Source organism: Vibrio astriarenae, assembly GCF_010587385.1.
In the GTDB taxonomy this organism is placed as follows: domain Bacteria; phylum Pseudomonadota; class Gammaproteobacteria; order Enterobacterales; family Vibrionaceae; genus Vibrio; species Vibrio astriarenae.
In genome coordinates, this window is record NZ_CP047475.1 from 1,693,308 (window position 1) to 1,705,544 (window position 12,237).

Here is a 12,237-nt window from a genome sequence, read left to right on the forward strand (position 1 = left end):
AGAGTGTTATGTCAAACTACGTAATAAAGTTCAAACACTTGGCGGAACGCATCCATGACTAGCTCGACTTTATTAGGCTCTCTAGGTGAATGCTTTCTCACAAGGCTCAAGTCAAATTGGTAGGTCATCACACTCGGTTGAATGATACGAATCTGCCCTCTGTTGAGCTCCTGCTGAATATAGCTTTGCGGCATATACCCCAAATATTTGCCCGAAAGTATCATCGTTTTGCGCATATCAAATTGGTAAGACTTGGCGTTTAGGTTTAACTTTCTCAGCTGATTCATGCCATCCATCTTTAAATCTATACCCGGGTGAATCGTAGATGCTGTCGCAAATAACTTGGCGTCTATCTCGCTATCGAGTAACTCAAAAAAGGGGTGTTTCTCACCACAGCACAAATAATTCGGCTCACTCGACAGCGGAAGATATTCTAACCCTTCAACACTCTGATACTGAGGAAGAATGCCCACATGCACTTTATCTTTGAGGATCTGTTTTTCAATATTCGATAAGGTGTCACCGTCTAGAACAATATGTAGGTTCGGCGCTTTTTCATTTAGCTGCTCTATCACCGTCGCTAACTTAAGCTGTTTCTTCTCATCCAGTTGATCAGACGACATGATCACCAATTCACCGCTTAAGTCCTTGCCTAGATTGCCCACCAACAAAGAGAAGTCTTCCAGCGACTCAAACAGCTTAATTACCCCGTGATAAACCATCTGTCCTTCTTCTGTGAGGGAAAAACCGCTCCGTCCTCTTCGACACAGCGTTAACTGCATTCTTGATTCAAGGTTAGTCATATGAACGCTAATGGTTGAACGCGTTATCCCAAGAGCGTTCTCAGCAGCAGCAAACCCTCCATGCTCGACAACCGAAACGAATATTCTTAACAGCCGAAGATCATATTCTGTCACTGGCTTTGGAATAATCGACTCTCTACGCATAGTGGCTCCTAAATCCTTTAGTTTTACCAATATCAAACATTAGGTTGATAGTTTGATATTTAACCAAGTTAACTTTTGCTCTTCAATAGACATATAAAGAAAAATGAGTGTTTTTACGAGTGAGATCATGACTATAGAGTTAAAAGATAATCAGCTACTTAAACCCTTTTCCTACATCAATGGCAGTTGGCATTCGAGTGAGGCTCAATTAGCCGTCACCAATCCAGCCAATGGGAAAGTGATTGCCAATGTCGCTAACGCCGGCGTAATCGAGACTGAGCTGGCGGTTCGTTCAGCTAAGAAAGCCTTGAAACATTGGGCATCACAGAGTGCAGCCCAGCGATCAGTGATACTAAAAAAGTGGCATCAACTGATGCTGGACCACCAAGACGACCTAGCGCAAATTCTCACTCTTGAACAAGGAAAACCGCTGGCTGAAGCAAAAGGTGAAATCCTTTATGGCGCCGCATTTATTGAATGGTTTGCAGAAGAAGCTAAACGTGCTTATGGAGATACCATCCCATCGCCTTCTACAGACAAGCGAATCGTCGTCCTCAAACAGCCTGTCGGCGTGGTTGGTGCCATTACACCTTGGAATTTCCCGAACGCGATGATCACCCGTAAAGCTGGCGCAGCGCTGGCTGCTGGCTGCACTTTCGTTGTCCGACCTGCCACTCAAACACCACTGTCTGCGCTTGCCGTCGCCGAACTTGCTGAAAGAGCAGGCATCCCAGCTGGCGTATTCAATGTGGTCGTCGGTAGTGATTCTAGAGGCATGGGAAAGGTGCTCACTCAGCACCCTGATATTGCCAAGTTTACTTTCACAGGTTCAACCAATGTTGGCAAAGCACTGATTAATCAGTGCAGTAGTACCGTCAAAAAGGTTTCAATGGAACTCGGTGGCAATGCCCCATTCATTGTCTTTGACGATGCTGACATTGATGCGGCAGTGGCCGGCGCTGTGGCCTCAAAATATCGAAATGCAGGTCAAACCTGTATCTGTACCAATCGTATTTTGGTGCAAAAGGAGGTTGCAGAGACCTTCACAAGCAAATTTGTTGAAGCGGTATCTAAGCTTAACGTTGGCGATGGAATCTCACCAGACACGGATATTGGTCCTCTCATTAACTCAGATGCTGTGAGTGATGTTGAGACTCTGGTAAATGACTCTGTCTCAGTTGGTGCAAAAGTTGTATTAGGCGGAGAACGGGCTCCCGACAGCAACAACTTCTATCTTCCAACTGTACTGACCAATGTCACCAACGATATGCCGATTGCACGTAATGAAATCTTCGGCCCTGTATCACCTATCATCACGTTTGATAGTGAAGATGAAGCGATTGAAATGGCGAATGACACGGAATATGGACTAGCCGCTTACTTCTACAGCCGCGACATCGGTCGAATTTGGCGAGTGGGTGAGTCGTTGGAGTACGGCATGGTGGGTATCAACGATAGTGCCATTTCCAATGTATCTGCCCCATTTGGGGGGGTCAAACAGTCCGGATTTGGGCGAGAAGGGTCAAAATATGGACTCGATGAGTATATGGAAATCAAATATTTGTGTATGGGCGGGTTATAAGGTCAAACAGACATGGAAAATTTAAGCTTACAAGAGAGAAAAGATAGCGTTTTTGCACGTGGACAAGGTAATGCATACCCGGTGTTTGTTGAACGAGCAAAAAACGCCGAGGTGTGGGATGTAGAGGGTAACCGCTACATTGATTTTGCAACAGGTATCGCCGTGTGTAATACCGGGCACAGCCACCCTAAAATTGTCGAAGCCGTTAAACAACAGGTCGAAAAATTTAGCCATACCTGTCTCATGGTTAACCCATACGAAAATGCCGTAGAGCTCGCGGAAAAATTGACTCAAATTGCACCGGGAAGTTCAGATAAGAAAGCCATATTTGTTACCACTGGCGCTGAAGCGGTGGAAAACAGTGTCAAAATCGCACGTGCCTATACAAAACGTCGAGGTGTGGTTGCATTCAATGGTGGCTTCCACGGCCGAACAAATATGGCAATGGCACTGACAGGTAAAGTCGCGCCCTACAAGCAGCTATTTGGTCCGTTCCCAAGTGATATCTATCATGTTCCCTATCCTATTGATGCTCATGGCATTTCGGTTGAGCAGAGTCTGACTGCGTTAAAGAACTTGTTCAAAGTTGATATTGCCGCCAGCGATGTGGCCGCTATCATTATCGAACCTGTGCAAGGTGAAGGGGGGTTCTATCCTGCGCCTAAAGAGTTTTTAGTCGCTCTTCGTCAACTTTGCGACCAAGAGGGTATCGTTCTTATTGCCGATGAAATCCAAACCGGCTTCGGACGAACAGGAAAAATGTTCAGTATTGAACACGCAGGTGTAGAGCCTGACTTGATGACAATGGCAAAAGGAATCGCAGGTGGTTACCCTATTTCTGCTGTTGTTGGAAAACAAGAGATCATGGATGCACCTTTGCCTGGCGGTTTGGGAGGGACTTACGGGGGCTCACCTATTGCTTGTGCAGCCGCGCTTGAAGTACTCGACGTGATTAAGGATGAAAACTTACTCGAACGTTCAAATCAAATCGGTGAACTTTTTTCAAATAAATTGGGGCAGCTTAAAGAGCGTTATCCAGACACCATACTCGACGTCAGAAATCAGGGTGCCATGATTGCCCTTGAGTTAGTCTATCAAGGTGATTCAGCGCAGCCGAACGTTGAACTTACTCAAGCATTAATTAAGCATGCTCCTCAATATGGACTGATACTACTAGCCTGCGGCTTCTACGGTAACGTGATTCGATTTTTGCCGCCTCTAACGGCATCAAACGAGATCATTGAAGAGGGGTTAGCTAACTTTGATGAGTTGATAACAACATGGCTCAAGTCTTAATCATCGCAATTTAACTTATCATTGCGCATAGTCGTTCTTAGCGAATGCACTCTCACCTGTTAGGAATGACTATGCTTTTAAATCGCCACTACCTCACCCCATTTAACACCTTCGCTATCCTCAGCAATGTTGTTGTCACCATCGCGCTGATCATGCAGGAAAATATACAGCTTTCTCAAGCTGCTTTGGCCGTCGTTGGGTACTGGATAGTATTATTCGCAGCATACAAATTCGCACATCACAGACAGGCCTTTATTCATAGCAACGATGTCATCCTCGCTAAAAAAGTAAAGTACTTCACTTATCAGTGCCCCAATTGCAATGACAAAGTACTTATTCCTACTGAACGTACACTGGTCAACAAACCGATCGGAAACCAATGTCAGCTTTGTCTTTCACACAACCGCATTATCTGTGTGTCAAAGTAACAGAACGGCTATAGACGACTCTCACGGAAAGAGGCGTTATTCGAAGTTTACTGAGAGTGACGGTCTAGGAATAAGCGGTCTTCTCAAACGAACACCAAAACCCAACATTTGATGGAACTGAAGCAATCATTTTATCCCACTATTGAGTTTCCTAGTGGCAAACGTGTCGTGCTCAACGATAGTCCTTTTGCAGCAAAGTCAAAGATCCATGCATTTAATCAAGCGCAAGCTATCGCCGATACGCTTTGGAGAGATGCTAGAGTGGTCGATATTCATGTCGTACCTGTGGTTCAAATTGAAAGCATTGATAACGGGGAACTGTCTGATAGGGCGACCATCGATGATCAATGAGTCTACAAAAAGAAAAGCCACTTTAAGTGAGCTTAAAGTGGCTATTACTGATAAATTTCCTATTTAGTTTGCAACCATCACATGTTTTGTCACTAGATAGTCACTAATCGCTTCGGCAGATAAATCCTTACCAAAACCCGATTGCTTAAAACCGCCATGGGGCGTTTCAGAACTTAGAGGCAGATGATCGTTGACCCACACTGTTCCGAATACCAAATCACGAGAAAAGCGCATCGCACGTCGAATATCTTGAGTAAACACTGAAGAGGCTAAGCCATATTTGATGTCATTCGCCATCATCAAGGCTTCATCGTCGGTTTTGTACGACTGAACCGTCATCACCGGACCAAAGACCTCTTCTTGCACAATTTCCGAGTCTTGTTTGACATCCACAAGCAACGTCGGTGGATAGTAATACCCTGCTCTATCGACCACTTCGCCACCAGCAACCACTGTCGCACCATCGGCTTTTGCTCGCTCTACGAACCTTGCCACAGAATCACGATGAACTTGCGACACCATAGAGCCGATCATTGTGTCACTGTCAAACGGGTCGCCTAACTTGAAACTATTTGTTGCATTAATTAGAGCGGAGACCGTTTGGTCATAAATCGACTCGTGAACCAAGATGCGAGTCGCCGCTGTACAATCTTGACCCGAGTTTAAGAAACCTCCAATCGTCGCCTTCTCAGCAACCATTTCAATATCAGCGTCTTCACACACGATCAGCGGTGCTTTACCTCCAAGCTCCAAATGGACGCGCTTTAGTGTCTCAGCAGCTGATTTCATGATCGCCTTACCTGTGCGGCTTGAGCCTGTAAGACTCACCATCGCCACATCAGGGTGGGTAGACAGTGCCTCTCCCGGCGCCGCATCACCACAAACAATGTTCAAAACACCATCGGGAAGACCTGCATCTTTGGCGACCTGACCAAGCATTAATGTAGTACGTGGTGTTGTCGGGGCTGGCTTTATCACAGAAGTACAACCTGCCGCCAGCGCGGGTCCAATCTTCCATATCGCCATTAATAGCGGGTAATTCCAAGGCGTGATTCCTGCTGTCACACCACAAGGCTCTCGGCGTAACATAGAGGTGTAGCCCTCAGCGTATTCACCACTGGCTGCACCTGCTATATCTCTCGCTGCACCTGCAAAAAATCGCAAATTATCAATCACAAAGGGGATATCCCCTCCCAAGCTCACGAACTCATAGGGCTTCCCTGTATCTTCAGATTCAACGCGAGCAAACTCCTCGATACTTTCTTCGATCAGATCTGCCATTTTATAAAGAACAGCCGCTCGCTCTCCTGCTGTTTTCTTTGACCAGCGGCCATCATCAAACGCTTCTTTCGCCGCCGCGACTGCAAGGTCAGCGTCTTCAGCGCCCCCCAAAGGCACACGGTCAATCACCTCTCCCGTTGCTGGGTTTTCGATATCCATCGTTTCACCACTAATGGCGTCACAAGCTAATCCATTGATCCATATTTTGTGTTTCATTTTTTTAATCCTTATAAACTGAATCCGTCATTTGTATTTGCGACAATCTAGAGCTTGGCTTCACCCAATAACTGATTAGGTGAAGCCCGAAACACTACGCGTACATGTAGCCAAGACCGAGGAAAGCAAATACCGCTAAGATGGCACCTAACAGTGCATACGGGAACTGAGAGAAGGCATGCGCCATTGGCGAACAACCCGCACCTTGAGAGGCAAGTATCGAGGAGTCACTAAAGAAACAAGAGTGACTGCCAAACGCCGATGCTGACAACAGTGCACCAATCACCAAAGGCATGTGAACATCAAGGTGAAGCGCAATTGGAATAACAATAGGAATCGCAATCACAAACACACCCCAGCTTGATGCCGTACCAAATACAACCAGAGAGAGCAGTACAAATACAATCGCAGGGTACGTGATTTGGCTTAAATAAGGTGTTGCTGTTTCAATAATAAACTCGGTCATTCCAAGCTGGTCATTGATCTCTTTTAGTAAGAATCCACCAATAACCGTTGATAACGGATAGAGCATCGTATTGAAACCTTGGAATAGCGCATCCACTTGGTCTTCAAATGACAGCAGCCCTTGAATGTAATACAAGCTTATCGTGACGACACAAGTGATAATCACACCCTTGAGTAGGTCAATGTCGTAGTACACCGTTGATGCAATCAGAAGTAACACTGGAAAGAAGAAGTTAAATAGTTGAATCGGCATTTTTAGTTCACGTTTTGCCTTCGACTTATTGCTTAATTCACTGCCTTCGAAATCCGGTGGAATAGGATGACCATTTCGCGCGCGTTCTTCCGCCTTTTTCATCGGCCCTATATCTTTTATAACACCAGCACCAACAAGGAATGCAATTAATAATGCCAACCACGCGTAAGCCATGAATGGAATCGACGCAATATAGAGATTTAGACCCTGAGCCGATTCTGCGACTTCATTTTCTTCAAGTAATCCCGCAAAGAATACTGCCCATGTGGAAATGGGTACGATCACACACATTGGTGCCGCTGCTGAATCAATAAGATAAGCAATTTTCTCGCGTGAAACCTGATAATAGTCAGTAAGTTTTTTTACAGAAGAAGAGACAGCCAAACAGCTTAAATAGTCATCGATAAAAACGACAGCACCAAGCAATACCGTTGCGATTGTCGATTGACGTCGCGAATGGATTTTTGTTTTTAGCCATTCAGTAAAACCGTTCAAACAGCTACTGATTTCTAAAATTCGAATAAACCCGCCCATTAATCCACAAACCAGGATAATCCATACAATCGTTTCATCTCCCATAACAGAAGAAACGCTATCAGAGAATGGCGTGATGATGTTATCTGGGTTAATCATAATAAGCCCCGCTAGCACACCTGCCAGCATGGACTCAAAAGGACGACGAGAAAAGATCGCAATACCTAAAACCGAGACTGTTGGTAGAATGGAGAGCCAACCCCACTCCGTGCCTTCAACATGATTTGCAGCTATCAGATAAAAGACCGCGTAAACACTTAAACAGATCAACAGCGTGATAAAAAACTTATTACTGATGTAGATTTTCTTTACCGACTCACTCATTTCAACTTGTTTAATCGATAATTCATTGTCAGCCATAAACTAACTCCCTCTATATAAACTCACTTCCATTGGGTTAACTGCATTCTCGGTTTCACTATCTTTTTGTTCTAATCGCTTTTTTGTTTTAATATCGTTGTATTTCAATAAGAAAGAGGACAGCCGTTTTGCGACTGCCCTCTTTGGACTTATAATGATTTGATGACTTCTTCGAGTTCGACAAGGAACTTATCAATCAAGTCATAAGAAATGTTGAGCGCGGGTTCAATACGCACCACTTGCGAGTTATTCAGCGTACCCGCAATTAGGATCCCTCGTTTAAACAGGTTAGAAACGACCTTAAAGCCCACTTCATCATCGACAAAGACCATTCCCAATAAAAGACCTCTACCCGTTACATCCGTTAGCACACCTGGGTGCTTTTCTTTGATTACACTCAGTTTACTCTTAATGTATTCGCCTTTTTCTGCTGCTTGCCCAGCTAAGTTCTCCTCGAGAAGAACAGAGATTTGAGCCAGTGCCGCAGCACATGCTACTGGGTTACCACCCGTCGTTGTGGTGTGCATAAACGGGTTTGGCTCAAGCACTTTCCACAGTTTTGCACTAGCAAAGAAGCCAGACATCGCAATTACGCCGCCACCTAAGGCTTTACCAAAACACATGATGTCAGGAGTGACATTCCAGTGATCAACACCGAATAAAGTACCTGTACGGCCAAAGCCTGTTTGAACCTCATCCGCAATCAGCAGCACGCCATAGTTATCACAGATTTCACGCAGTCTTGGCCAGTAGTCATCAGGTGGAACTATCGCACCAGCCTCACCTTGAATTGGCTCTGCAATAACGGCTGCGATGCCCTCTCCTACTTCTTGCGCGGCTTTAAGCTGAGCTTCTACTGCATCTGCATCACCGTATGGTACATGACGCACGCCATCAAGCAGTTGGCCAACAGGCTCACGATAGACCGCTTTACCAAGTAGTGACAAAGCACCTAAAGACTTTCCGTGGAACGCTTTTAACGTTGATATAAACCCTTTCTTGCCTGTATACATTTTGGCGAGCTTCATCGCACCATCGACCGCTTCGGTGCCTGAGTTGGCAAAGAATCCATACTGAATATCACCAGGAGTCAATTTCGCGATAACTTTCGCTAGGTGAGCGCGTAGAGGGTCAAGCATCTCTTGGCTGTATTGTGGACTACGATCAAGCTGAGCCTTGGCTGCCGCAACAATCTTAGGATGGCGTATACCAGGTGAGTAAAGTCCATAGCCACCTAACATATCGATAAACTCACGACCCAAAATGTCCTTGAGTATCGAACCTTGACCAGACCAATCCGTTAAAGCGATCCCTTCTGTTTCAGTGACTGATTTACGGTATTCTAGAAACCCTTTATTGATGTGTTGTTCGAAGTTCTCATACGTTGTTTCAGCGACCCATGTACGCTCTTCAAGGCTAATCTCAGACTCATCCTTAGAGATAAGATCCACCATTTTCATTGCTTCAAAGAAAGCTTCATCGACATTGCGCTTTGAATAATCCATTTCGACCACCTAGCCCTTTATTGTATTCGTTTGTACTGCAAGCATCGCTTCGTGAAAAATGTTATCGATTTCACTTTGCTAGTAGAAAATTGCACCTGAAACATTTCATCGAATCTGTCATGGCATAAATGCAAAGTTAACCGGCGTGTCACAGTAGATTCATTTTTAATGTAGTCAGTTAGCTGAATGATTTGAAATGGGTTGTTATCATGTTTCTATGAGTGAGATTCATAGTGGAAGGAGCCCAATGAACTTAGACTTAAACCAGCTGCGTATTCTTGTTGCGCTAGATGATGAACGAAATATCACCAAAGCGGCTGAGCGACTCTTCGTCAGTCAATCTGCAGCCAGCCATAATCTTGCCAAGCTCAGAGAACGATTTAATGACCCTTTGTTTGTACGTACTAGCCAAGGAATGAACCCAACACCTTTTGCACAAACCATGTTGCCCATTCTTAGGCAAGGCGTAGAAAATATTGCTCGTGCCGCAGATATGCAATCTTCTTTTGACCCTTTGACTGATGCGCATACTTTCTACATTGGTGCTTGTGACTACTTTGAGTTTGTTGGAGTGCCAAGATTGGCTGAATCGTTTATCGAAAGTGCTCCGAACATCCGACTGTCTATCGATATTGCATCCGAACACATTAAGATGGAGCGAGTCGAAAGCGGACGCTTAGACTTGCACATCGGTGTTGATAACTCTCAACACCCAACCAAGAACTTTAATAGCCGAAAGTGGCTGAGTGACCACTATGTGGCAGTGGTGGCCGAGTGGCGCGAGATGCCCGATAAACTCTCTACCATAGAGTTCGCCAGTGAGTCGCAGATCCACTTGCCTCTCACGTCCAATGCGTCAGACGTGATTGATAGCTGGCTCTACGAGCAAAACCTGTATCGGAACATCCATATGGTGACGCAAAGCTACCCCATTGGGGGCATGATCAGTGCTAAAACCGGATTGCTCTTTCCTGTCCCTTATCGGGTCGCAACACTTCTATGCGAAATGATTCCGCTCAAAATTATCGAACTTCCGCAAGAGATCCCTGCGCTTGAGTTAAGTATCATTTCGCACAAGCTCTACGACCAGCAAGAGTCTACTCAGTGGTTAATCAAGCAGATCATCGAGTTGGGAGCCTGAGTTACGTGCATCCATGGATCTGCTTAATTAGCCATTGAATACTGTCTTGGCTATCGTAGAGCTGATGGGTAAACATGCTCAGCGATAGCTCAGGCGCCCCCTTAGGTAGCTCGACAATTCGTAATGGCAGCATTTGCTCTAGCTCTTGTGCAACACGCAAAGGAACACACATCAAATTATTGGTCTGGGCGGTGACCATGCCACCAACGGCATAACTCTGTACAATCATCGAAATATGGCGAGAGTGATGTTGTTGATGGAGCCAACGGTCAATCGGGTCTGCCCCTGAATTTATCAAGGGCAAATGAATTTGCGGTGTTTGGACAAACTCGTTCAGGGTGAGCTTCGCTTTTATGTTCGACTGTTTTGCGGCAATCCCTACGTAAGGATCAGTTAGCCAGTGATAACGATTGTAATATCGGGGCATCACTTGAAGCTCATCAACACCCAAGATCAAATCTAAACGACCTTGTTCAATTCGTTCCATTTGCATGTTTTCCGACAAGATATCGATGGCGATCCTCACATTCGGCGCATGCTCTTCAAACTTTTTACCAAGCTTAGGCAAAGCGTAAAATTCAAAGTAATCAATAGCACCGATATAAAACGTCTTCGCATCCATCAGCGGGTCAAACGGCTTCATCCGATCAAACGCCATGTCAATTGAGCTCAACCCTTTCTGAATATCAGGTAACAAGGTTTCAAGCAGCGGCGTCGGCTCCATGCCTGAGCGCGTCTTTATGAACAAAGGATTGTCAAAACGACTGCGCAACTTTGCCAGCACATGGCTTGCCGCTGATTGACTCATAAATAACTTCTGCGCCGCTTTCGATAGGTTTCTCTCACGCTCAAGTACCACCAGCAAGCGTAACTGATTGATATCCACATCCATAGGTTATCGAAATCCTTCATATCCAAATAAAAATTATGCACTTCCATAATAACGCAATCACGATTAAAAATATAATTAACACTAAGAAATACATAGGGATTATGATGAGAAAAGTAACTGTTGCCGCTACCCAAATGGCATGTACTTGGGACGTAAAAGCCAATATCGATAACGCTGAAAAGCTTGTTCGTGAAGCCGCGGCTAAGGGAGCACAGATCATTCTGCTGCAAGAGCTGTTTGAAACCCCTTATTTCTGCATTGAAATTCATGAGTCTTATCACGCGCTCGCGACAACGCTAGAAGAGAATGAGGCATTTCAACGCCTGTCTAAGCTGGCTAAAGAGCTTGAAGTGGTGCTGCCTTTTAGCTGGTTTGAAAAAGCGGGCAATGTTCGATTCAACTCTCTTGCTATGATTGACGCTGATGGTTCTATGCTCGGTGTTTACCGAAAAACACATATTCCTGACAGCGATGGCTATCTTGAGAAGTACTACTTTAGCCCTGGCGATACGGGATTCAAAGTATGGAACACCCGATATGCAAAAGTTGGTGTTGGCATCTGTTGGGATCAATGGTTCCCAGAAACGGCACGCAGCATGGCTCTACAAGGCGCAGAGCTCCTCTTCTTCCCAACAGCCATCGGTAGTGAGCCAAGCCAGCCAGAGATGGACTCTCAGCCACATTGGCAGTGTGTCATGCAAGGTCATGCGGCAGCGAACCAAGTACCAGTAATTGCATCAAACCGAATCGGCACTGAGCAAGCACAGCATCGTGACCTTAACATTACCTTCTTCGGCTCGTCGTTCATTGCTGATTATACTGGTCAAATCGTCGCGAAAGCGGATCGAGACACATCAGGTGTTATCGTTCATGAGTTTGATTTGGATGACATCGGTTTTCAACGCAGTGCGTGGGGTCTATTCAGAGACCGTCGACCAGAGCATTACCAACCTCTAATGACATTGGATGGACAAGTAAAGGAGTAA

11 protein-coding genes are annotated in these 12,237 nt (G+C 45.3%); 6 read left to right on the top strand and 5 right to left on the bottom strand.

Annotated elements, in window-relative coordinates:
• Nucleotides 1–11: 11 nt before the first annotated feature.
• Nucleotides 12–947 carry a LysR family transcriptional regulator gene (locus GT360_RS08055; protein WP_164648367.1) on the bottom strand — a complete coding sequence of 312 codons (936 nt, stop codon included), beginning with the start codon at nucleotides 945–947 and terminating at the stop codon, nucleotides 12–14.
• 127 nt (nucleotides 948–1,074) lie between these two features.
• Here GT360_RS08055 and GT360_RS08060 point away from each other — a divergent pair, with 127 nt between their 5' ends.
• The 4 genes from GT360_RS08060 to GT360_RS08075 all read left to right on the top strand — a co-directional run bounded on the left by GT360_RS08060 (nucleotide 1,075) and on the right by GT360_RS08075 (nucleotide 4,604).
• A complete protein-coding gene (locus GT360_RS08060; RefSeq protein WP_164648368.1) occupies nucleotides 1,075–2,529 on the top strand; it encodes an NAD-dependent succinate-semialdehyde dehydrogenase in 1,455 nt (484 codons plus the stop codon).
• A 12-nt stretch (nucleotides 2,530–2,541) separates the two neighbouring features.
• Nucleotides 2,542–3,825: a 4-aminobutyrate--2-oxoglutarate transaminase gene (gabT, locus tag GT360_RS08065; protein ID WP_164648369.1), complete on the top strand. Its 1,284-nt coding sequence runs from the start codon at nucleotides 2,542–2,544 to the stop codon at nucleotides 3,823–3,825.
• A gap of 71 nt (nucleotides 3,826–3,896) precedes the next feature.
• Nucleotides 3,897–4,253, top strand: coding sequence for a hypothetical protein (locus GT360_RS08070; RefSeq protein WP_164648370.1), 357 nt, complete (start codon nucleotides 3,897–3,899; stop codon nucleotides 4,251–4,253).
• Between the two features lie 111 nt (nucleotides 4,254–4,364).
• Nucleotides 4,365–4,604 carry a hypothetical protein gene (locus GT360_RS08075; RefSeq protein WP_164648371.1) on the top strand — a complete coding sequence of 80 codons (240 nt, stop codon included), beginning with the start codon at nucleotides 4,365–4,367 and terminating at the stop codon, nucleotides 4,602–4,604.
• Between the two features lie 63 nt (nucleotides 4,605–4,667).
• Here GT360_RS08075 and GT360_RS08080 read toward each other — a convergent pair whose 3' ends face one another.
• From GT360_RS08080 to GT360_RS08090, 3 genes are all read right to left on the bottom strand, one after another.
• Nucleotides 4,668–6,101 carry a gamma-aminobutyraldehyde dehydrogenase gene (locus GT360_RS08080; RefSeq protein WP_164648372.1) on the bottom strand — a complete coding sequence of 478 codons (1,434 nt, stop codon included), beginning with the start codon at nucleotides 6,099–6,101 and terminating at the stop codon, nucleotides 4,668–4,670.
• Nucleotides 6,102–6,195: 94 nt separating this feature from the next.
• Complete coding sequence (locus tag GT360_RS08085; protein WP_164648373.1) at nucleotides 6,196–7,713, bottom strand: Na+/H+ antiporter NhaC family protein; 1,518 nt, start codon at nucleotides 7,711–7,713, stop codon at nucleotides 6,196–6,198.
• 149 nt (nucleotides 7,714–7,862) lie between these two features.
• Nucleotides 7,863–9,218, bottom strand: a complete 1,356-nt coding sequence (locus GT360_RS08090; RefSeq protein ID WP_164648374.1) for a putrescine aminotransferase — start codon at nucleotides 9,216–9,218, stop codon at nucleotides 7,863–7,865.
• Between the two features lie 247 nt (nucleotides 9,219–9,465).
• On the opposite strand from GT360_RS08090, the gene GT360_RS08095 reads away from it, so the two are divergent.
• Nucleotides 9,466–10,359 carry a LysR family transcriptional regulator gene (locus tag GT360_RS08095; RefSeq protein WP_164648375.1) on the top strand — a complete coding sequence of 298 codons (894 nt, stop codon included), beginning with the start codon at nucleotides 9,466–9,468 and terminating at the stop codon, nucleotides 10,357–10,359.
• Between the two features lies 1 nt (nucleotide 10,360).
• Here the strand turns inward: GT360_RS08095 and GT360_RS08100 are convergent, their stop codons facing one another.
• The gene (locus tag GT360_RS08100; RefSeq protein ID WP_164648376.1) at nucleotides 10,361–11,251 is read right to left on the bottom strand and encodes a LysR family transcriptional regulator; all 891 of its coding nucleotides are present in this window, start codon (nucleotides 11,249–11,251) and stop codon (nucleotides 10,361–10,363) included.
• Nucleotides 11,252–11,352: 101 nt separating this feature from the next.
• Between GT360_RS08100 and aguB the strand changes: the two genes are divergently transcribed.
• Nucleotides 11,353–12,237, top strand: coding sequence for an N-carbamoylputrescine amidase (gene aguB / locus GT360_RS08105; protein ID WP_204274521.1), 885 nt, complete (start codon nucleotides 11,353–11,355; stop codon nucleotides 12,235–12,237).